We start from the raw sequence: 23,259 nt of genomic DNA, 5'->3' as shown, positions 1-23,259 counted from the left end.
ACTTTTGCAGACTACTTTTAATCGAGCTTCTCTCCCTGGAACACACCTGTCCCATCAAGATAAGTACGCAGCGAAGCATACTGATCATTATGCCAAAACGCTTCTGAATCAACTAGTATCGCTGCATCTTGTCTTGCTGTTTCTAACGCCCGATAATCATGTACCATATCAGCAACCTTAAATTCTGGTAGACCACTTTGCTTACTTCCAAAGAAATCCCCAGGACCTCGTAACTCTAAATCTTTTTCTGACAATACAAATCCATCATTTGTTTCAGTCATAATGCGCATTCTTTCTTTTCCCGTTTCTGATTTCGGGTCCGCAATTAATAAACAATATGATTGTTCACTACCACGCCCAACACGCCCCCTCAGCTGATGGAGCTGTGATAAACCGAAACGTTCCGCGTCATAAATAACCATAACAGTCGCATTTGGTACATTCACGCCTACTTCAACAACTGTTGTCGACACAAGAATTTGCACTTTATTTTCACTAAACTGTCCCATTATCTCTTCTTTTTCTTGAGATGATAGTCTCCCATGCATTAATCCAACTTGGCATTTCCCTTGATAATGATGAGTCAGCATACTATGTAAGTCGATAGCATTTTGTACATCAAGCTTCTCAGACTCTTCAATAAGAGGGCAAATAACATATGCCTGTCTTCCTTTTTTTATCTCTTTCTCCACAAAGCCGAGGACACGATCTAACATATCATGTTTTGCCCAGTACGTTTCGATTACCTTTCTACCAGCTGGCATTTCGTCGATAATAGAAACGTCCATCTCTCCAAATGCGGTGATAGCTAACGTACGCGGGATTGGGGTCGCCGTCATAAACAATACATCTGGACTTTCACCTTTCTCACGTAAAACCCGGCGCTGCGCCACACCAAATCGATGCTGTTCATCGGTAATAACGAGACCTAACCTATGAAATATAACTTCGTCTTGAATTAAAGCGTGCGTTCCAACAAGGATGTCTACTTCTCCCTGTTCTAATCTCGACAAAATTTCTCGACGTCTCGCACCTTTAACAGAACTTGTTAGCAATTCAACCTTCATACCGAAATGTGAAAACGTCTCCGCGAGCGACTGATAATGTTGCTCGGCTAAAATTTCTGTAGGAACCATCAAAGCACCTTGATAATGAGCCAATTTCGCCGCATAAAGAGCAATCGCAGCAACAACTGTTTTCCCAGAACCTACATCCCCTTGCAATAATCGATTCATTCGGTACGGAGATATCATATCTTTCATTATTTCATCTACAACCCGGCGTTGTGCGCCAGTTAATGGAAACGGAAGCGCATCAATAAACTCTTGCAATTCTACTAATGAAATTTCCTTTTTCGTCCCTTTCGAGTTTTCCCTTTCCATTTTCCGTAATGTTTGCATTTTCAACTGAAACAAGAAAAACTCCTCATATACAAAACGGCGACGCGCTTGCTTTAAGTCTTCCTGTCCCACTGGAAAATGTAACCCTCTGAGCGCTTCATAGCGTGATAATAATTTATATCGACTTAACAAACCATCTGGTAACACTTCGACTATAGAATCTCCATACTCCTTAAATGCTTGTGCAACAAACCGGCGCATCTGTTTTACTGTCAGTTTTCCTTTCACTGAATATACAGGTTCTACTTCTTGTTGTCGTACAACCGGTCCAAAATTCAGTTCTGATACAGCAATTGTTTGGCGATGCTGATCCCATTTACCAGTAATCGTTACCGTTTCATCTAAATTTAACTTTTGTTTATAGTATGGTCTATTAAAACATACAGCTGTAATTAAATAACGACCGACGAGAACACGAACTGTAAGACGTGACTTCTTCTTCCCATAATATTGCAGTAAAGGAGCACTATGAACTTTCCCCTCAACCGTTACACGCTCGTCATGCTTTACTTCAGCAAGATCTTTCATCGCATAGTCTTCATAGCGGTACGGAAAATGTTCTAATAGATGAGAAACTGTATAAATTCCCATCTCGTGTAACAACTCAGATGTTTCTCCTCCGATTCCCTTTACATCCGTAACAGGAACTTGTACAACTTCATTCAAGATTCTCACGCTCCGTCACATTATTTTCTTTGATTCATTCTATTGATTATCCATTATTATCATTGACATCTGTAATCGCTCTCTTTCACCTTATATATTCTATCATAGGCATTCTAAGAGAAACTACTCTAATCCCTCTATATAAAGTGAAACTATAATCAGTGGGCGTTTACGGGCAATTAATCTCCCACTTAACTTCTTTGCTCCAGCCGAATATAGGGGGTGGAAGTTTTACTGCCCACAAATAGCGGGATAAAACAAAGTTGTACAATACGTAAGAAAAGAGCCTCACTATTAGCAGCAAGGCTCTTTTCTATCATCAATATGCTAGCCTTTTGAATAAAAACTAGTAATAAACTTCATATCACTATTTCTTATCCATTAGCAAGTAAGTAACCCATTTATTTTCAAATCGAATCTTTTCTTATTCTACAGAGAAGATGAAAGAATACACCGGTTGGTTCCCTGCATGTACTTCTACTTCTGCATCTTCAAAGTTCTCTTCTACAAACGCAACTAATTTAGCCACTTCTTCATCTGTTGCATCTTCACCTTGTAGAATCGTTACGATTTCAGAATCCTCATCAATTAGCGCTTCTAGTAATTGCTTTGCAGCTCCTACTTTCTCAGCATTTGTAGATACAATTTTCCCATCTGCAATACACATGAAATCATCTTTTTGAATCGCTACACCGTCAATTTCCGTATCACGAACAGCATACGTAATCTGACCTGTTTTCACATGAGCTAAAGCTTCTTTCATGTTTTCTTCATTCTCTTCTAGCGTTCCAACTGGATTAAATGCTAACATTGCAGCCATACCTTGAGGAACTGTTTTTGAACGAATAACAATAACTTCTTGTTCTACAACTGACGCTGCTTGTTCTGCTGCCATCACGATATTCCCGTTATTTGGTAAGATGATGATTTTTTCAGCATTCGCCTCTTCAATCGCCTTCACAATATCCTCCGTACTCGGATTCATCGTTTGGCCACCTTCGATAACTTTCGTTGCACCAATGCTCTCAAATAGAGTTTTAATACCCGATCCCATAGCTACAGTTACAATACCATACGGTTGTTTCTCTATTGGCTGATTCGTTTGTTCAGGTACCATGGTAGGTTCATCTAATAAAGCAGTATGCTGTTCACGCATATTTTCTACTTTGATCTTAATTAGACTACCGTAACGTTGTCCATAGTTCATAGGATCTCCAGGATGTTCCGCATGAATATGAACCTTTACAACCTCATCATCCGATACAACAAGTAGTGAATCTCCGTACACACTAATATCTTCACGGAATTTTTGTTCAGAGAAATTATGTTCCTTCATTTTTCCAGGCTCTAATTTCACCATGAACTCCGTACAATATCCATACTTAATATCTTCTGTACTCAATTGGCTTTGTACACTACGGTGATGTTCTGCACGTACCATGTCATTCATAGATGGTTGGGCAGGCATATTAGAAGAAATCGTTTCTCCTTTTAAGTCAGCTAAAAATCCTTCATATACAACAACAAGACCTTTACCACCGCTATCTACAACGCCAACTTGTTTTAATACAGGTAATAAATCTGGCGTACGATTTAACGATGCGTTTGCTTCTTTTACAACGTCTTCCATAAACAAAACAAAGTCGCGCTGTTTTTTCGCAACTGTCACTGCATATTTACCCGTTTCTCTTGCAACCGTTAAAATCGTTCCTTCAATTGGTTTCATAACCGCTTTGTAAGCTGCCTCTACTCCAGCTTCTAAAGCTGCAGCAAAATCAACTGTCGTTAATTCTTCTTTTTGTTCAATGGATTTAGAGAAACCACGGAATAACTGAGATAAAATAACCCCAGAGTTACCACGAGCTCCCATTAATAATCCTTTGGCTAAACTTACACCGACTTTACCAGCATGCTGCGAAGGATTTGCTTTCACTTCACGTGCGCCTGAAGTCATTGATAAGTTCATGTTTGTACCGGTATCGCCATCTGGAACTGGGAATACGTTTAATGCATCAACAAGCTGAACATTATTTGTTAAATTATTGGCTCCTTGAATGATCATTTGTGATAAACGTTTTCCATCAATTTTTTGAATTGACACAGATTTTCCTCCTTAATGCACATTACAAGTTTATTACTTTAACTCCTTGTACGTAGATGTTTACAGAATCTACTGCTAGTCCTACAGTTTGATCTAATGTATATTTCACTTTAGTCTGCACGTTATGTGCTACTTCTGAAATTTTCGTACCATAGCTCACAATAATATACATATCAATATGTACTTCATCTTCATTTTTACGAACAATAACGCCTCTAGTGAAGTTTTCTTTTCGTAAAATTTCTGTTAATCCATCTTTTAACTGATTTTTTGATGCCATACCTACGATACCGTAGCAATCTACTGCGGCACCTCCAGCAATTGTTGCAATTACATCTGTACTAATATCAATTTGACCGTACTTCGTTTTAATTTCAATTGACATCTCGTTTCCCCCTTCATAAATGGTGAAAGTGAGCTAGACTACTTTAGTTACTATCATATAATCTTTTTAAAGAAAATTCCATCGTTCTTTCTTTTTCACTCTCATATTTTATGTTTTAAATTACATTTTTTTATGATGAGCAAAATAGTCCATTGTTATTATACAACATGTACCACTATAATATGTCAAGCAATTTTTCTTGATTTCACCTTTTCTTCATTGACATATAGTGTCAAGTATTTTTTCTTGATTTCTTTTTCCTACGGTGTTGCATTCTCTTTTTAGTTGTGTTAAATTATAGTAGTGTTTTTAGCATCGCATAAAAGACTAATATTGAAAAATTACGTATGTTACGGTAGTTAAGGGAGGGAAATATAAATGGCTCGTGTTTGTGCTATCACTGGAAGAAAAGCTCGTTCTGGTAACTCTCGTTCTCACGCAATGAACGCTACAAAACGTAAATGGGGCGCTAACCTTCAAAAAGTTCGCGTACGCATCGACGGAAAAGTTCAACGTGTTTACGTTTCTGCTAGAGCATTAAAATCTGGCAAAATCGAACGTGTTTAATAATAAAAAAAAGAGCCGCTAGGCTCTTTTTTTATTATACCATTGGAAAAAGCACCGGTAATAGGTGCTTTTTTTAGTCTTTTTTGAAGGTATTTAACATCGCACGAACAATTCCACCAAGAAATTTAGGTAACTTAATTGTATAAAATCTCATGGTTTCCCTCCTAATCCCCATTACTCCACTTGTTCACTATATGATGCAAGGAGCAAAATTGTTTCTTCAATCAGTGCTTCTTATCATCATTAATATGCCAGAAGTGAATGAAAAAGTACCTTTTTCCTCAACGAGTTCATTACTAATACAAAGTGTCGATCCCCACTCTATTGTTTTATTAGTAAGGGGATACTTAAAACCGTGAAGTGTAATACCTTCTACCCTTTCAGTAACTGGTACAAATGATACGTATGGAAAATGTTCGTTTCCTTCAATTATATACATACCAAACTTTTTCACCATTATTTCATTTTTATTGTCCACAATACACATTTCTATATTTACTTCTAATCCCTTTAAAAGCATCTGAATATTTGCTAAACCATGATCAAGTCTTCCACCAGTAGCACCAAAAATACGAATTAATTTTGGTTTCTGTTCTAAAGCCCAGCTAATTGCAATTTCTAAATCTGTTTGATCTTTTTCTCGCGGGACGATATGTAATTCATTTGTTTGCTGCCTCATCCATGCTAATTCCTCATCAGTAACTGAATCATAATCCCCAAACGCAACAACCGGAGTGATTCCTCTTTTCAACAAACGGTACACTCCTCTATCAACGGCCGCCCAAACTACTTCTTCATTTTCATACCGCGAAAAATCTGCGCAGTATTCTGCAGGTCCTCCCGCTAAAATATGAATAATCATTTTTCCTTCCCCTTCTATTGTAAAAAGGCAATCTGCCATTCGGTAGATTGCCTTTCTCCTTATTTGCCACTCTAACATGTATAAATAGTGAAGTCTTAATGAACTAGAAGCTTCACTAGGATAAAGGTTCGTTCATTCTTTATCCGCGAATTACACGAATTGCTTCACCGCGGTCTTTTTGATTGTATACTGCTGATCCCGCTACAAGAACATTCGCTCCTGCTTCAATACAAAGTCTTGCCGTTTCAGCGTTGACACCACCATCAACTTCAATTTCCACTTCTAGATTTCGCTCTTTAACCATTTCTGCAACTTGTTTGATTTTCGGTAATACAGAATGAATAAACTTCTGCCCGCCAAATCCAGGATTTACTGTCATAAGTAATACCATGTCTATATCTTCTAATACATGCTCAATCGTTGAAACTGGAGTATGCGGATTTAATACAACCCCTGCTTTAATGTCATGAGATTTAATTAACTGAATTGTACGATGTAAATGAGGACACGCTTCTACATGAACAGTAATAATATCCGCTCCCGCTTTTGCGAAAGTTGGGATATAGTTATCAGGATTTTCAATCATTAAATGTACATCTAACGGTAATGATGTAATCGGACGGATTGCTTCTACAATTAATGGTCCAATCGTAATATTTGGTACGAAATGCCCATCCATTACATCGACGTGAATGTAGTCAGCTCCGCCTTTTTCTACATCTTTAATCTCTTCCCCTAATCTTGAAAAATCTGCTGATAAAATCGATGGTGCAATTTTAATCATGACTAATACCTCGGCTTTCTCTCTCTAATTTCTTCTACGAATTGTTTGTAATTCTTATAACGATATTCGGTAATCTTTCCTTCTTCAACCGCAGCTTTCACCGCACATTTCGGTTCAGCAAGGTGTGTACACCCTCTAAATTTACAGTATTGGCTCGCTTCTTTCAACTCTGGAAAACAATATGTAAGATCTTCTACCTCTATATCTATGAAATCAAGCGAACTAAAACCAGGTGTATCCGCAACAAGTCCGCTTCCAACTGTAATTAATTCTACGTGTCTTGTCGTATGCTTTCCACGTCCTAAATGTGAAGAAATATCATTAGTTTTCAATTCTAAATCTGGACGTAATACGTTTAGCATTGAAGATTTCCCAACACCAGATTGGCCTGCAACGACGGAAATACAACCTTCTAAGAATGGTTTCAGAATATCAATACTTTCCGATGTATTTATAGAAGTAAACAACACATCATAACCCATTTCACGATAATCATTTGCATAAGATTCAACAGTTTCTCTCATTTTTTCATCTACTAAATCCATCTTACTAATACAAATAATTGGTTTAATGTTATGATATTCAATTAATACTAAAAATCGATCTAACAGTCCTGGATTAAAATCTGGTTCTACCGCAGAGAAAACAAGAATAGCTTGATCAACATTAGCAATAGGAGGTCTAACAAGTTCATTTTTCCGATCAAATACTTCTAACACATAACCTTCATTCGGATTATCCGCTTGAAAAACAACTTGGTCTCCTACAAGTGGCGTAATTTTATTCTTTCTAAATACACCACGCCCACGACATTGTGTAATCCCTTCCTCATTCTGCACATAATAAAACCCACTTAGAGCTTTTACAATTTTTCCTTCTGGCATATAATTCTCCTTTATTTTGTATAAAATGAAACTGCAATTAAATATGAATAGACTAGCGTTCTTTAAACAATTAGTTCAAAGCCCACCAAATATATATCCAGGTTCATATATTTAATCTACCATCAAATTTGAAATATTATTTACAACAGTATCACTTTTACAGCTTTTTGAATCATATATTTTTGCCTGTTATACAGTCCACGATGTAGACAGCATAACAGGCAAGAGTAATAAATTCCATCTTCTATATAAGGACGATGGAATTCACTATTATTGAGCTGGATATGGTACTTCCTTGTCCATAATCGTTACTCCATCTCGGACAATTTTATAGTGTCCCTTTGCACCTTCTTGAATTACAAATTCTAAAGAAATAATCGCTGACTCAGTAATTGTTCTCGTTTCAACTGGTTTATCCATTTTTTGCTGCATATCTTCTTTATAAATTTCTATTGTTTGCGGCTTTTTCTCACCTGTTGCAGAAGCTTCATATGGGATAGAAATGTTATCCACTTTTACCGTTTTCGTCACTTTAGGCTTCGGACCATCGGAGATAACAATCGATACTTTATCTCCTTCTTTTAAAGGTGTCCCAGGCTTTGGTAACTGTGAAATAACAAGACCTTTATCAACCTTATCTGAATACTCTCTTTGTATATCAGAAACAAGCTTTCTTTCATTTAAATAACCTTTTACACTATTTTCAGTCCATCCTGAAAAATCACCTGGTCTTATTTGATAAGGTCCTTTACTTACCCAAATTTTCAGTTCTTGTTCTGTCTCTATAACCATTTGATCAGGCGTTGGTATTTGCTCTACAATTTCACCTTTCGGCTTATCATTTTCAATATAATTTATTGTAACTTGTTTATATTTTTCTTCTAACTCAGCTCTTATACTCTCGAAATCTTTTCCTGTCAAATCACGCATCTTACTTTTCTTTTTCCCACCTGATTGATAGATAGTAATTTTAGAGTTTTCTTTCACTACTCTTCCTGCTATAGGATCTGTTTTTATCACGTTTCCGGCTTCAACATCATCTGTATATACAAGATTAGGTTCAGTAACTTCAAAACCTTTTTCAACTAATGTATTTACAGCTGTCGTATATTTCATACCAGCCACATCAGGAACCTTCACATCTTTCGGAATAAAGAAGCCTGGAATAACAGTAAGTGCTAATGTTATCCCTATCGCTAAAAGTAAAAATGTTGTAATTAAAACTTTCAGCCATTTATTATTTCGCTTTTTCTTCTTACCTGATTTGGTCTCTTCTTTTCTTACTTGTTCATCCACTTTACTTCCTTTTAATACAATCGTTTCATCACTTACATTTTGAAATAGTTGTTCTTGTTGAATAATTGGAATCGCTTTCGTTGCTTCCATATCTTCTGGTATGTAAAATGGTTGTTCATTTATTCGTTCTGGGTATAGTGCTGTTTCAATATCTCGTTTCATCGCGTTAGCAGATTGATATCGATGGAACGGATCTTTCGCAGTTGCCTTTAATATAATATTTTCAACACTTTGTGGAATATTGTCATTCCATCTTTTTGGAGATGGCATTTCATTTTGTAAATGTTTTAACGCAATTGCAACAGCAGATTCACCAGAAAACGGTTGTCTTCCTGTTAACAATTCAAACATAACAATTCCAAGTGAATAAATATCTGATTGTTTATTCGCTATACCGCCGCGCGCTTGTTCTGGTGATAAATAATGCACCGAACCGAGCACCGAATTTGTATGTGTAATTGTTGCTGCACTTGTAGCTGTCGCAATTCCAAAGTCTGTTACTTTGACCACTCCGTCATCTCGAATCAAAATATTGTGTGGTTTAATATCACGATGTACAATCTCAAAATGATGGGCGTGTGCCATAGCGGACGTTAACTGCTCCATTATATCAAGAGCCTCTCCTATCGGTAACATCCCTCGATCAATTATGTATTGCTTCAATGTTCGTCCAGGTACATATTCCATTACAAGATAATATATATCATCCTCTTCCCCAACATCATACATATTCACAATATTTGGATGCGACAACGTTGTAACAGATTGCGCTTCTCGATGGAAACGTTTAATAAACTCTTCATTATTTGAATAGTCGAGTCTTAATATTTTTACCGCTACATCTCGGCCGAGTATATCATCATGAGCTAAATATACATTGGCCATTCCTCCACCGCCAATCATTTTCAGCAGCTTATAACGGTCATTTAAGCGTTTTCCAATCAGCACGTTGCACTTCACCTACTTTCGTTTGTCGAATCCGTATAATCAATAATAACGAGGGTAATATTATCTTCTCCACCACGATCATTTGCTAATTGAATGAGATGCTCTCCCTTCGCCTCGAGCTGTTCATTCAATTGTAAAATTTGTTGCATATCAGCAATAGAAACTTTGTTAGACAATCCATCCGAGCAAAGAAGTAATTGATCATCTTCTTCAAGCACCAATGTTTTAACATCTAATCCAACTGTTTCTTCATTTCCTAATGCTCTTAACAAAACATTCTTTTTCGGGTGATATTCTGCATCTTCCTTTGAAATTTCGCCATGTCTTACAAGTTCATTTACAAGCGAATGATCTTCCGTTACAAGCGTCATTTTCCCCTCTGATACCATATAACAACGACTATCTCCTATATGACCTATCGTCACAAAATTCGATGTACAAATGGCTATTATAAGTGTTGTTCCCATGCCATTACATTCTGCATGCTGCTGAGAGTAAGCATATATGCGCTCATTAATAATTCCAACGTTCGTATGTAACCACTTTTCTACCTTTTTAGGCTCATTCATATTATGCGTTTGCTTCCAATAATCATGGAATAATTGAATAGCCATCGAGCTAGCTACATCGCCAGCTCGATGACCTCCCATTCCATCTGCTACTACCGCTAAAATATTTCCATCTAAATTGCGAAAAACTCCTGCACTATCTTCATTATGTTGACGAACTTTTCCTTTATCCGATAGAAACACGGCTTTCATCTAGTCACCTCGTCTCTTCTTTGCGCTCCTTTGCACGCAACTGACCGCAGGCTGCATCAATATCATGACCTTGTTCACGGCGAATGGTTACATTCACTCCACGATCTTTTAGCGTCTTTTCAAATAAGAAAATTTGCTCTCGTGGCGTACGTACATAATCACGTTCTGGCACGTAGTTTACCGGAATTAAGTTTACATGACATTTTACACCTTTTAAGAGCGCAGCAAGTTCTTCAGCGTGCTCAACTTGGTCATTTTCTCCTCCAAATAAGCCATATTCAAATGTAATACGACGCCCTGTTCTATTTACATAGTATTTAACAGCTTCCATTAAATCAGGTAGCTTATAAGCACGGTTGATCGGCATTAATTTTGAACGTATCTCTGTATTTGCAGCATGCAATGAAATCGCAAAATTAATTTGCATATCTTCTTCAGCGAACTTATAAATTTTTGGAACAATTCCACTTGTTGAAACTGTCATATGTCTTGCACCAATGTGAATTCCTTTTTCATGATTTACAATGCGTAAGAATGACATTAAGTTATCATAATTATCAAATGGCTCTCCAATTCCCATAACAACAAGAGAACTTACACGTTCTTCTGTTTCATCAAGCGCACGCTGAACTTCTACTACTTGCGCTACAATTTCTCCAGCCTCTAAGTTTCGTTTTAACCCACCAAGTGTAGAAGCACAGAACGTACAGCCAATGCGGCAACCCACCTGTGTTGTTACACAAATGGAATTTCCATATTCATGTCGCATTAGTACAGTTTCAATAGAGTATCCATCGTATAACTGGAATAGGAATTTAATCGTTCCATCCGAAGACGTTTGTTTTACTAAAGTGTTTAAAGTAGTAATATCAAAGGAATTCGACAATTTATCGCGCAATCCTTTAGCAAGGTTTGACATATCCTCATAATTTTTTACACGTTTTTTATATAGCCAATCAAAAATTTGTCCTGCACGGAACTTAGGTTCTCCTTGTTCCTTTAACCAATCTTGCATTTCATGAAGTTGTAAAGAATAAATTGATGGTTTCTTTGTTTCTAGATTTTTCTTTTGTTTTTTTACAGTCGTTTCCATGATGCTACACCTTCTTTCTTAAACAAGCAATATAAAAGCCATCTGTTGCAAAATAATGCGGTAAAATTCGTACTTGACCTTCATCAATATACGGATTTAACTTTTCTGGCATGCGATCTTTTATCGTAGTATCCCATTCAAATTCAGGATGCTCTTGTAAAAATTGCTTTATTACTTGTTCATTTTCTATTTTTTCAATTGTGCACGTACTATAAACAAGGCGACCACCTTGTTTTAACAATGGTGCTATTTTTTCTAGTATCGCAAGTTGAATCGTTGATAACCTTTCACTATCGCCCTTATCTTTACCTAACTTAATATCAGGTTTACGTCTAATAACACCAAATCCAGAACATGGTGCATCTACTAATATTTTGTCAAAAGATTCATTTGCAAAATGCTCTTGAACTTTTCTAGCATCTAAAGCCATCGTTTCTACATTTTCTAAACCAAGTCTCTTCGCCTGTTGTTCAATTAAACGTACTTTATGTGCGTGTAAATCAAGCGACATTACCTTACCAGTTCCGTCCAAACGCTCTGCAATATGAGTTGTTTTTCCGCCAGGAGCAGCACAACTATCTAGAACTGTATCTCCTTTATTCGGTTCTAAAGCACGTGCTACAAGCATTGAGCTTTCATCTTGAATAGAAAGGAAACCTTTTTTGAACGCTTCTGTATGTGCGACATTTCCTCTTTCAATTTGAATTGCATCCTCTGACAATTCACCACGTTTTGCTTCTATACCCTCATCAGCTAATAACGCAACCGCTTCTTCTACCGTTACTTTATCAACATTTACACGTGCTGTTGGTACAGGTGGCAACATATTTACTTCACACATTTTCTCTGCTGTCTCTAAACCATATTCGGATGCCCATTCTTGTACAAGCCACATTGGATGACTCGTTGCAATCGCAAGTCGTTCTACTGGATTTTCGATTTCTTCTAACGAAGGTACACCTTCTCGCTGAATTGAACGCAATACTCCGTTCACCATGCCTGAAATCCCTTTATGCCCACGACGCTTTGCAATCTCAACTGCTTCATGAATAGCCGCTCTTTCTGGAACTCGGTCTAAATATAGCATTTGATATAGAGATAGGCGAAGCAACACTCTTACCCACGCTTCAACCTTTTTTCTTAAAAATGGTTGTAAATAATAATCTAGTGTGTCACGACGTTGAATTGTTCCATATACCATTTCAGTTAATAAACCAATATCTTTTCTGTCAATTGTATTTTTTTCAATCAAATTATTTAAAAGTAAGTTGCTATATGCACCACTTTTTTCTACTTGAATTAAGCCATCCAGAGCTAATTCACGAACATTTTGTCTCATGCATTTTCTCCTAACTTCGTACCAATTTCAGGTTTTGTTCCACGTGAAAATTGTGAACAACTCATACGCTTTTTACCAGATGGTTGCAATTCAGTGATTTTAACGCCTGTCTCGTTCCCTGTTGCAACAACAAATCCATCTTCTTCAAGAGCTACTATTGTACCTGGTTCAGCTTTCTCTGTAATAGAGACCTTCTCTCCCCACCATACTTTAATAACTTGTCCTGCCAAAGTCGTATAAGCAACTGGCCATGGATTCAATCCGCGAATGTGATTGTATACTTCTTCACCTGTTTTTGTCCAATCAATTATCTCTTGCTCACGTTTTATATTATATGCAAACGTCACTTCAGCTTCACTTTGTTTAATTGGTTCTAGTTTACCCTGAATTAGTAAAGGAACCGTTTTAGATAAAAGGTGTGCTCCTGCTTCGCTTAACTTATCAAATAATGAACCTGTTGTTTCACGCTCTTCAATTTCTACTTCTACTTGCGTTAATATATCGCCCGCATCTAATTTTTCTACCATATACATAATTGTAATACCTGTTTTCTCTTTACCTTCCATGATCGCATAATGAATTGGTGCACCACCGCGAAGTTCTGGAAGTAATGATGCGTGGACATTAATACATCCATACTTTGGCGCTTCTAAAATTTCATTCGGTACGATTTGTCCAAATGCTGCTGTTACAATTAAGTCTGGCTCTAGTGCTAATACTTTTTCATATTCGTCTTTTTCACGAATTTTTAACGGCTGTACTACTGGAATACCATGTTTCTCCGCTTCTACTTTAACAGGAGTAGGTGTTAAAACCTTTTTTCTACCAACTGGACGATCAGGTTGCGTTACAACACCAACTACGTCATATCCGTCCTCGATAAGACGACGAAGCACCGGCACAGAAAAGTCCGGTGTCCCCATAAATACTACTTTCATCATTCAAAAACCGCTCCTTTTAAACCTATTCTAATTCGCCTGCTTCATAATACCTTTTCACTTTAGATGTAAATAAAACACCGTGTAAATGATCGATTTCATGCTGAATTGCACGCGCTAAGAAGTCATCCGCTTCTAATAAAAATATTTTACCGCGACGATTTTGTGCACGTACTTTAATGTAATCTGCACGCTCCACTTCACCATAAAGTCCCGGAAAGCTTAAGCAGCCTTCGGGACCTACTTGTTCACCACGTTTTTCTAAAATAACAGGATTAATTAATTCAATTTTACCCGTATCATCACCTATATCAACAACAGCAACTTGCAAGCTTACACCCACTTGTGGCGCAGCTAGACCAACTCCGTCTGCAATTAACATTGTTTCATGCATATCTTTTAACAATTTCACTAACTTTTTATCAAAGTTAATTACTCTTTCGCATGGTGTTTCTAACACTTCATTTGGATGCTTTACAATTTCTAAAACTGCCATATTTCCCTCCGCTACATTAACATTGTTGGATTAAAATCAATTGAGATTTGTAGCTCTTTTTGCATTTCTGCTTGATAATGTTCATTTACCATTTTGAGCACGTTCTTTAAGTTTGGTTCCCGTTTGTATTTTATCATGCATTGGTAACGATATCTATCTTTTATCCTTGGAATTGCTGAAGCAACCGGCCCTAACACCATTGTTTGCCTTGAACAATGCGTTCGTAAATGACCGACAATTTTTTCCGTCACTTGGACTGCCTTTAATAACTCCGGATGAGATACCGTTACAAGTACAACGTAGTAATATGGCGGATATTGTCTCATTTGCCTCATTTGCATTTCGTGCTCATAAAATACATCATATTGTTGATTCTTTGCTAATTCTACACTGTAATGTTCCGGCGTATACGTTTGAATTACAACTTCACCTGGCAATTCATGTCTTCCTGCACGTCCACTCACTTGTGTCAATAGCTGATACGTCTTTTCACTCGCCCGAAAATCAGGTAGATGAAGCATCGTATCCGCCGTTAAAACGCCAACAAGCGTCACCTTCGGAAAATCAAGCCCTTTTGCAATCATTTGTGTTCCAAGTAATATATCTGCTTTCTCTTCACCAAACGCCTTTAATAATTTTTCATGCATTCCTTTACGGCTTGTTGTATCCACATCCATTCGAATGACCCGCGCCTCAGGGAATAGTTTTGTGATTTCTTCTTCAACCTTTTGCGTCCCTGTACCAAAGAAACGAATATACGTACTATTACAAGCGGGACACTCCGTTGGCATATTTTCCTCATGACTACAATAATGACACTTTAAACGATGGTTCATTTTGTGATATGTCAACGAAATATCACAATGCGGACATTGTACGACATACCCACAATCACGACACATCACAAACGTAGAATGACCCCTTCTATTTAAAAAGAGAACCATTTGTTCTTTCTTTTCTAATCGATCTGCTATTTTTTCATGCAGTGCCTTTGAAAACATTGAGCGATTTCCATCACGAAGCTCTTCACGCATATCAACAATTTCTACAGTCGGCAAAGCTTGTTTGTTCATACGTTTTTCCATTGTAAGCAACCCATAGACACCTTTTTTCGCTCTAGCAAACGATTCAAGTGTCGGCGTTGCACTTCCGAGAACGATTGGACACTTATGGTATTGTCCTCTCCACACTGCTACATCTCTTGCATGATACTTTGGGTTATCCTCTTGCTTATAACTTGATTCATGCTCTTCATCAATAATAATGATTCCTAAATTTTCGAATGGAGCAAAAATAGCTGAACGCGCACCAACTACAACTTTCACTTCTTTTCTTAATATCTTTCGCCATTCATCATATTTCTCGCCAACAGAAAGCGCACTGTGAAGAACTGCAACTTGCGAACCGAACCTACCTTTAAAGCGATCTACCATCTGGGGCGTTAGCGCAATTTCAGGAACAAGCACAATTGCTTCTTTTCCTTTCTCGAGCACCGCTGCTATAGATTGTAAATACACTTCAGTCTTACCACTTCCTGTAACACCATATAGTAAAAATGGATTGTAAGTTTCATTTGTAATTGATGACAAAATCGGTGTAATTACTTGTTTTTGTTCCTCAGTAAGCGGAAATGGTTTCGTTTGTTCAAAATCATCATCGTCATATGGACTCCGGTATACCTCTACATACTTTTCTGAGATTAGACCCTTTTTAACAAGTGCTTTTATTGGAGCATCTGTTATTTGTAATTCTTCTGTTAAATTTTTTAACGGTACACTTTTGTAGTTTTCTACAAAATAATAGAGTACATCTTGTTGTTTTTTACTTTTCAGTTCAAATGCTGCTAATTCCAATTTATCTGCCGGCAACTCCGGTTGAACTACTCTTTGTTTCTTCTTCTGCACTTTATCCTTTACTTGATAAACCACTTCAGTCGTACCATTTTTAATTTCTTGTTGAATAGTGCGATATAGGTGCGGCTGTGCTTCGATAACTTCCCAATCTATCGTTTCCTTCCCTTGAAATAAAGAAAGAATTTCTGGTGCTACTTCTTCTTGGTTACGAAGTTGCAGACGCTTTTTATATGTTGCTTTAATCGCCGTCGGAAGCATCACCTGAAAAGCTGAAATCATATAACATAACGTTTCACTTGTAAGCCAATACCCAAGTTTTAATAATTCATCATTTAAAACCGGAGTGACATCTAATATTTCATACAACGCTTTTAACTTTTTACTTTCTAGTTCAACCGAATCCTTTATGCCAATAATAAAACCTTGCAATTTCCTCGGACCGAATGGGACTACTACACGCATTCCTGTTTGCACGATATCTTCCCATTTTTTAGGGATAATATAATCAAACGGTCGATCTGTTTGACGTGCAGGTACATCAACAATTACACTTGCAAACTTCATACATAATCATCTTCTAACATCATTTCTATTTGCTTTAATATTTCACGAGCCACTTCTTTCTTCGTTAAAAGTGGCAGCTCAATGATTTCTCCATCTTTTCTATACATTGTCACAATATTTGTATCCGTACCAAACCCAGCTCCTTGCGCTTTCACGTCATTCGCAACAATCATATTTGCATTTTTCTCACGTAATTTTCTCGTTGCGTATTCCTCTATGTTTGTCGTTTCAGCTGCGAAACCGATAAGTAACTGTCGGTCCTTCTTCTCACCTAACGTTTTTAAAATATCCACTGTTCTTTCTAATTCAATTACAGAATCGCCATTTTTCTTTTTCATTTTATTATCATGAACATATTTCGGACGGTAATCTGCAACGGCTGCTGTTTTGATGACAACATCCACACTCTGATAATGCAGAAGGACTGCCTCTAACATATCTTGTGCAGATTCTACTTGTATTGTTGTGACATGTAATGGTGACTCTAATGCTGTCGGTCCTGACACAAGTATGACATCAGCACCTAAGCCTGCTGCAACTTCTGCGATCGCATACCCCATCTTTCCAGAAGAAAAATTCGTCATAAAACGAACCGGATCAATCTTTTCACGTGTCGGTCCAGCTGTTATTAATATTCGTTTTCCTTGCAATGGTTGTTGTTCCGAGAAAGCCTCTTCTAATCGTCCAATAATTGCTTCAGGTTCTTCCAGTCTTCCTTTTGCTACATAACCACATGCTAAAAAACCTTCCCCAGGCTCAATAAATGTATATCCTAATGTTTTTAACGTCATCATGTTTTTTTGAACAATTTTATTTTCATACATATGCACATTCATAGCAGGTGCAATCCACACTGGAGCTGTAGTAGCTAACAAAGTAGTTGTAATCATATCATCAGCAATACCGCCAGCTAACTTTCCAATGCAATTAGCTGTAGCAGGTGCAACAAGTACAACATCTGCCCAATCCGCTAAATCAATATGAGCAATAACAGCGGAGTCTCTCTCATCAAACGTATCCGTATATACATCATGGCGAGAAAGTGCTTGAAATGTAAGAGGCGTAACAAACTTCATTGCCGACTCACTCATCATTACTTTTACAAGAGCGCCAGCTTGTGTCAATTTACTTGTTAACGCAGCCGCTTTAAAAACTGCAATGCCTCCTGTTACACATAGAAGTATCTTTTTCCCTTTTAGCATATGACTCGTCCTCTTTCTTTTTCAAACTTATTCTACTGAAATAGAATTTCCAGCTCGTCAGTACCAGTATTTCGTTCCGTCTTTTTCGATTCCTTTTCATCCCTATCGTAAAAAAATAACAACCTACTTGTAAATAGGTTGTTACCGTTACATAGAAAATTATAAAGTCTATGTTTTAATTTGTCGAAAAGAATGTCTTAATCAATTATTGTGTCATCGCTTGGTACATATTTTAATACTTCTAAATCGATTTCTTCTAACGCTTTACCTACACATTTATAAGAAACAGGCTTTTCAATAACACAATTGTCAGCAATTTGCATTTCACGTGCACGCTTTGCAGCTACTGTTACAAGTGTATATTTAGAATCGATTTTTGTTAATAATGAGTCAATTGATGGATTTAACATAATTATAGACCCTCCGTCATTTCTTTATAGTATTTTGCCACTCTTTCGCGGCGGCAATGTTCACCAACCACAATTGCTTTAATTCGGTCGCAAGCTAATTCAACTTGATCGTTTTCTACAACATAGTCATAAGCGTCCATCATTTCGATTTCTTCTTTCGCTACAGTTAAACGATTTTCAATAACATCTTCAGTTTCTGTACCACGGCCGACAATTCGGTTCTTTAGTTCAGATAAACTTGGAGGTGCTAAGAAAATAAATACACCTGCTGGGAAGGCTTTCTTAACTTGAATTGCTCCTTGCACTTCAATTTCTAAGAACACATCTTTTCCTTCTTGTAACGTTTTTTCAACATAATCAATCGGTGTTCCGTAATAATTACCAACGAACTCAGCCCATTCAAGTAACTTTTCATTACGAATCATTTCTTCAAATTCTTCTCTCTCTTTAAAGAAATAATCCACACCATCTACTTCACCTTCACGCGGTTTACGTGTCGTTACTGAAATAGAGTACTGAAAACGTGTGTCTTCATGGCTAAACAGCTCTTTTCGAACCGTTCCTTTCCCGACACCAGAAGGTCCCGAAAGAACGATGAGCAATCCTCTTCTACTTCTCATAAATATGTAAAACCTACCCTTCCTCACTTAAATCTTCTTTATTATTCAAACGATGTGCAATCGTCTCTGGCTGAATTGGACTTAATACTACATGCCCATCATCCATAACAATAACCGCCCTTGTTTTTCTCCCATACGTAGCATCAAGCAAAGCATTATGTTCACGCGCTTCCTGTACTGTCCGTTTAATAGGAGCTGACTCCGGACTTACAATAGCAATAATTCGATGAGCAGATACAATATTTCCGTATCCAATATTTAAAAACCGCATGGCCATAGTTTGCGCCTCCTAGTAAGTCTATCCGATTTCTCCACCACGTATAACTTTATATATTTTTTGAAAGCTACTCAATATTTTGTACTTGTTCACGAATTTTTTCAAGGTTATTTTTCATTTCTACGACATATTTTGAAATTGTTAAGTCATTTGCCTTAGAACCTATCGTATTAACTTCCCTATGCATCTCTTGCACGATGAAGTCCATTTTCCTTCCAACAGGCTCTGTAATTTGCAGTGCTTCACGAAATTGATCTAAATGACTTTGTAATCGAACTAATTCTTCGTGAATATCTGAACGCTCTGCAAATATTGCTACTTCTGTCAACAATCGTTGTTCATCTAAATCTTGATTATGTAATTCTTTTAAGCGATTTTCTAATCGTTCACGATATTTTTGTGTAACAATTGGTGCATGTGGAATAATTGCATTTACACAATTATGAATCTCTTGCAAACGATATGCTATATCTTTATGTAATCGTTCTCCTTCGCCATCTCTCATCGTTTTCAACATATGAGCAGCTTGGCGAACAGCTTCATATAAACCGGTTTCAAATTGTTCATTTACATTTTCTATTTCTTCAACTGCCGTTACTTCTGGCATTCCCATTAGTTGCCCGAGTGTAATAGAATCTTGTAATTGAAATTTCCCTTTTATATCTTCCATAATGGATCGGTACTGCTTGAGAAGTTCCCAATTCACAGTTAATTTTCTTTCAACAAGCCCTTCACCTGTTATACTAATAGACACTTCAATACGTCCACGGCGAACTTGCTTTGCAATTATTTTACGAATCTTGTCTTCAAACGCCATCATTTGCTTCGGAAGCCGAATACTCATTTCTAAAAAACGATGGTTCACCGACTTCATTTCTACTGTTATTTGAAAAGTATCGTTTTCTACCTTCGATCTTCCAAATCCTGTCATACTACAAATCATCTTTATCACATCCAAGCCATGAAATAACTCAATGAAAAAGGCAATAGAGATGCGACTCTACTACCTTCTGTAAATTATATCATATTTTCATATCATTGACTATTTCAAGTTTAATCCCTTCTTATATAACAGCGGCTTTTTCTTTTTCTCCTTTTTTCTTGTTAATAAGGATCCTACTAATAAGAAGGTCGGAATAGATGATAATCCTCCAATTAACAACCAATCTCGTGCTTGTATCGGCATTGTGCTAAAAATCGGCTGTAATGGTGGATAATATATAACTACAAGCATTAACAGTAAAGAAATAATAACCGCCCCTACTAAATATATATTTCCAAACGGGTTGCGGTGAAATATAGAATGTTCACTACGACAATCAAATACATGAATAAGCTGAGCCAGTACTAATGTTGCGAAGGCTACCGTTTGTGCATACTTCAATTCATTCGGATGCTGGTTAAATGCAATAATAAACGCTACTAATGTCACTGCCCCGATTAGAAAACCACGACTTATAATTTTCCACGCAAGCCCTCTAGCGAACACCCCTTCTTTCGGATGGCGTGGTGTTCTCTTCATCACATCTCCTTCAGCCTTATCCAAACCTAATGCCATTGCTGGTAAACCGTCAGTAACTAAGTTCACCCATAAAATTTGAATTGGAACCATCGGCAATGGCAGTGCAAGTAACATCGCAAATAACATAACTAAAATTTCACCAACGTTAGATGCTAACAAATACCGAATAAACTTCCGAATATTTTCATATATGTTTCTACCTTCTTTAATCGCCGATTTAATCGTAGCAAAGTTATCATCTAACAACACAAGTGACGAAGCTTCTTTTGCAACATCTGTCCCTGTAATTCCCATCGCAATCCCTATATCAGCTGTTTTAATAGCTGGAGCATCGTTCACTCCATCACCTGTCATAGCTACTATATGTCCCTTATTTTGTAGCGCCTTAACGATTTTCAATTTATGCTCAGGGGACACACGAGCGAATACATACGTATCTTCTACAATATCTTCTAATGCCTCTACATCCATATTCGCAAGTTCTACACCTTCAACAACGCGTCCCCCCGCCGGTAAAACCCCTAGCTGTTCCGCAATTGCCATTGCCGTCACTTTATGATCTCCCGTAATCATTACGGTTCTAATCCCAGCTTCCTTACACTCTTTCACCGCTTGCGCCACTTCTAGTCTTGGCGGATCTATCATTCCTTGTATTCCAACAAGCATAAAATCCTGCTCGACTTCTCTTTCATGTTCAATTGAATCTGTAGCTTTTAACGGTTTAAATGCCACCGCAATCGTTCGTAAAGCTTGACTTCCTAAACTATGAATCGCTGCCTGCACTTCTTTTCGATACATTTCACTTAAAGGCTGCTGCTTATTTCCCCACAAAATTGTTTGACTCATTTGCAAAAGAACATCTGGTGCTCCTTTTGTAATAACAAATTTTTTACCTTCACGATCACGAACAATAACACTCATCATTTTTCTAGTTGAATCAAAAGGAAATTCACGAATGACTTCAAACTTTCCTTTAAGAGCTTCACGTGATATTCCCGCCTTCATTGCAGCAGCAACGAGAGCTCCCTCTGTTGGATCTCCATCTAACACATACGTCTTTTTCTTTTGAATAACATTCGCATTATTACATAAACAGCCAAATGTAAGTAGTTGATACAGTGATTTCGTCTTAGTAGGGTCAATTACTTCTTCACCTTTCATAAACGAACCTGTTGGCTCATAGCCTTGACCTGTTACTTTCCACAATTCTCCGCCTGACCACATATGTGTTACCATCATTTTATTTTGTGTCATTGTTCCTGTTTTATCTGAGCAAATAACAGAAGCACAGCCTAACGTTTCTACAGCTGGCAACTTTCGCACAATTGCCCTCTTTTTAATCATACGCTGTACGCCAAGTGACAGCGCAACCGTAACGATAGCTGGCAATCCTTCTGGAATAGCTGCAACAGCAAGCGAAACCCCAGCCAAAAACATGTGATACACTTCATTCCCTTGATATACACCAGCTAGTACAACAAGAGCCGTCAAAATAAGAGCAACAATAATTAAAATTTTTCCAAGCTGTTCTAATCTTCTTTGTAATGGCGTTTCCATTTGCTCAGCATTTTGCAACATATTTGCAATTTGCCCCATAGCTGTATTCATTCCAGTTGCTACGACTACCCCTGTTCCAGCACCTCTCGTTATCATCGTCCCCATAAATGCCATGTTTTTTTGATCACCAATTGAAACATCTTGACCTTGTAACGCATCTACCTTCTTTTGTACAGGCAATGACTCTCCTGTAAGAGCCGATTCTTCAATATATAAACTTGAAGATTCCACAAGGCGAACATCCGCGCCAATACGGTCACCACTAGAAAATTTAATAATATCACCTAGTACAAGCGCTTTTGATGGCGCTTTTATCCACTTCCCATTTCTTAGTACAGTAACTTGAGGAGCTGCCAATTCTTTTAAAGCTTCCAACGATTTTTCAGCTTTCCTCTCTTGGAAGAAACCGAGGACACCATTAATAATAACAATTGCAACAATTGCAATCGAATCAATATACTCTCCTAAAAAAGCTGAAATAATTGTAGCACCAAATAAAACAAGTACCATAAAATCTTTAAATTGCGCTAAAAACACCATAAGCGCAGAAGGCCGCTTTGCTTCTTGCAATTCATTTGTACCAAATTTCTTTAATCGGCCCTCTGCTTCTTGCTCTGTAAGACCTACCTCCACATTCGTATTCGTTCTTTCCTCCACTTCATGTGCTCGCATTTCATACCAGTTCATCCTGCCATCGACCTCCTGATTCCAGACATACTCTAATGAAAGCTTAT

At 37.4% G+C, this 23,259-nt stretch carries 21 protein-coding genes; 1 reads left to right on the top strand and 20 read right to left on the bottom strand.

The annotated features are described in order from the left end of the window. Positions 1-17: 17 nt before the first annotated feature. The 3 genes from recG to SB773_RS10155 form a co-directional block, all read right to left on the bottom strand. Positions 18-2,066 (bottom strand): ATP-dependent DNA helicase RecG, encoded by a 2,049-nt coding sequence (gene recG / locus SB773_RS10165; RefSeq protein ID WP_410589765.1) that lies wholly within the window; start codon positions 2,064-2,066, stop codon positions 18-20. 424 nt (positions 2,067-2,490) lie between these two features. Continuing rightward, on the bottom strand, positions 2,491-4,167 hold the full coding sequence (locus SB773_RS10160) for a DAK2 domain-containing protein (RefSeq protein ID WP_002066784.1): 1,677 nt from the start codon (positions 4,165-4,167) through the stop codon (positions 2,491-2,493). 22 nt (positions 4,168-4,189) lie between these two features. Beyond that, positions 4,190-4,552, bottom strand: coding sequence for an Asp23/Gls24 family envelope stress response protein (locus tag SB773_RS10155; protein WP_002014507.1), 363 nt, complete (start codon positions 4,550-4,552; stop codon positions 4,190-4,192). 378 nt (positions 4,553-4,930) lie between these two features. Here SB773_RS10155 and rpmB point away from each other — a divergent pair, with 378 nt between their 5' ends. After that, on the top strand, positions 4,931-5,119 hold the full coding sequence (gene rpmB, locus SB773_RS10150) for a 50S ribosomal protein L28 (protein WP_000124776.1): 189 nt from the start codon (positions 4,931-4,933) through the stop codon (positions 5,117-5,119). Between the two features lie 73 nt (positions 5,120-5,192). On the opposite strand, the gene spoVM is transcribed toward rpmB, so the two are convergent. The 17 genes from spoVM to SB773_RS10065 all read right to left on the bottom strand — a co-directional run bounded on the left by spoVM (position 5,193) and on the right by SB773_RS10065 (position 23,212). Beyond that, positions 5,193-5,273, bottom strand: coding sequence for a stage V sporulation protein SpoVM (gene spoVM / locus SB773_RS10145; RefSeq protein WP_001213599.1), 81 nt, complete (start codon positions 5,271-5,273; stop codon positions 5,193-5,195). 66 nt (positions 5,274-5,339) lie between these two features. Next, positions 5,340-6,020 (bottom strand): thiamine diphosphokinase, encoded by a 681-nt coding sequence (locus tag SB773_RS10140; RefSeq protein WP_410589762.1) that lies wholly within the window; start codon positions 6,018-6,020, stop codon positions 5,340-5,342. A 100-nt stretch (positions 6,021-6,120) separates the two neighbouring features. After that, a complete protein-coding gene (rpe, locus tag SB773_RS10135; RefSeq protein WP_002014505.1) occupies positions 6,121-6,765 on the bottom strand; it encodes a ribulose-phosphate 3-epimerase in 645 nt (214 codons plus the stop codon). A gap of 2 nt (positions 6,766-6,767) precedes the next feature. Then, positions 6,768-7,649: a ribosome small subunit-dependent GTPase A gene (gene rsgA / locus SB773_RS10130; RefSeq protein WP_002014503.1), complete on the bottom strand. Its 882-nt coding sequence runs from the start codon at positions 7,647-7,649 to the stop codon at positions 6,768-6,770. A 270-nt stretch (positions 7,650-7,919) separates the two neighbouring features. Next, positions 7,920-9,893 carry a Stk1 family PASTA domain-containing Ser/Thr kinase gene (gene pknB, locus SB773_RS10125; protein ID WP_044442886.1) on the bottom strand — a complete coding sequence of 658 codons (1,974 nt, stop codon included), beginning with the start codon at positions 9,891-9,893 and terminating at the stop codon, positions 7,920-7,922. 8 nt (positions 9,894-9,901) lie between these two features. Then, positions 9,902-10,654: a Stp1/IreP family PP2C-type Ser/Thr phosphatase gene (locus SB773_RS10120; RefSeq protein ID WP_002066780.1), complete on the bottom strand. Its 753-nt coding sequence runs from the start codon at positions 10,652-10,654 to the stop codon at positions 9,902-9,904. A 4-nt stretch (positions 10,655-10,658) separates the two neighbouring features. Next, positions 10,659-11,747: a dual-specificity RNA methyltransferase RlmN gene (gene rlmN, locus SB773_RS10115; RefSeq protein WP_002014500.1), complete on the bottom strand. Its 1,089-nt coding sequence runs from the start codon at positions 11,745-11,747 to the stop codon at positions 10,659-10,661. 4 nt (positions 11,748-11,751) lie between these two features. Next, on the bottom strand, positions 11,752-13,086 hold the full coding sequence (gene rsmB, locus SB773_RS10110) for a 16S rRNA (cytosine(967)-C(5))-methyltransferase RsmB (RefSeq protein ID WP_002128834.1): 1,335 nt from the start codon (positions 13,084-13,086) through the stop codon (positions 11,752-11,754). Further along, entirely contained in the window at positions 13,083-14,027 is a 945-nt protein-coding gene (fmt, locus tag SB773_RS10105; RefSeq protein WP_002066779.1) for a methionyl-tRNA formyltransferase, read from the bottom strand. The genes rsmB and fmt overlap by 4 nt, the downstream gene beginning before the upstream one ends. Before the next feature lie 22 nt (positions 14,028-14,049). Further along, positions 14,050-14,520, bottom strand: a complete 471-nt coding sequence (gene def / locus SB773_RS10100; protein WP_002014496.1) for a peptide deformylase — start codon at positions 14,518-14,520, stop codon at positions 14,050-14,052. 11 nt (positions 14,521-14,531) lie between these two features. Next, positions 14,532-16,937 (bottom strand): primosomal protein N', encoded by a 2,406-nt coding sequence (gene priA / locus SB773_RS10095; RefSeq protein WP_410589757.1) that lies wholly within the window; start codon positions 16,935-16,937, stop codon positions 14,532-14,534. Beyond that, positions 16,934-18,139, bottom strand: coding sequence for a bifunctional phosphopantothenoylcysteine decarboxylase/phosphopantothenate--cysteine ligase CoaBC (gene coaBC, locus SB773_RS10090; protein WP_410589755.1), 1,206 nt, complete (start codon positions 18,137-18,139; stop codon positions 16,934-16,936). The genes priA and coaBC overlap by 4 nt, the downstream gene beginning before the upstream one ends. A 197-nt stretch (positions 18,140-18,336) precedes the next feature. Further along, positions 18,337-18,549, bottom strand: a complete 213-nt coding sequence (rpoZ, locus tag SB773_RS10085; RefSeq protein ID WP_002014493.1) for a DNA-directed RNA polymerase subunit omega — start codon at positions 18,547-18,549, stop codon at positions 18,337-18,339. Positions 18,550-18,551: 2 nt separating this feature from the next. Next, positions 18,552-19,169: a guanylate kinase gene (gmk, locus tag SB773_RS10080; RefSeq protein ID WP_002014492.1), complete on the bottom strand. Its 618-nt coding sequence runs from the start codon at positions 19,167-19,169 to the stop codon at positions 18,552-18,554. A 13-nt stretch (positions 19,170-19,182) separates the two neighbouring features. Next, on the bottom strand, positions 19,183-19,446 hold the full coding sequence (gene remA, locus SB773_RS10075; protein WP_001251456.1) for an extracellular matrix/biofilm regulator RemA: 264 nt from the start codon (positions 19,444-19,446) through the stop codon (positions 19,183-19,185). 67 nt (positions 19,447-19,513) lie between these two features. After that, complete coding sequence (locus tag SB773_RS10070) at positions 19,514-20,389, bottom strand: YicC/YloC family endoribonuclease (RefSeq protein ID WP_410589751.1); 876 nt, start codon at positions 20,387-20,389, stop codon at positions 19,514-19,516. A 99-nt stretch (positions 20,390-20,488) separates the two neighbouring features. Then, positions 20,489-23,212 (bottom strand): calcium-translocating P-type ATPase, SERCA-type, encoded by a 2,724-nt coding sequence (locus tag SB773_RS10065; protein WP_002033778.1) that lies wholly within the window; start codon positions 23,210-23,212, stop codon positions 20,489-20,491. Between the last annotated feature and the right edge of the window lie 47 nt (positions 23,213-23,259).

It is taken from the genome of Bacillus sp. SIMBA_074 (assembly GCF_046534555.1).
Lineage (GTDB): Bacteria > Bacillota > Bacilli > Bacillales > Bacillaceae_G > Bacillus_A > Bacillus_A mycoides.
This window is presented reverse-complemented; position numbering and strand designations above follow the sequence as displayed.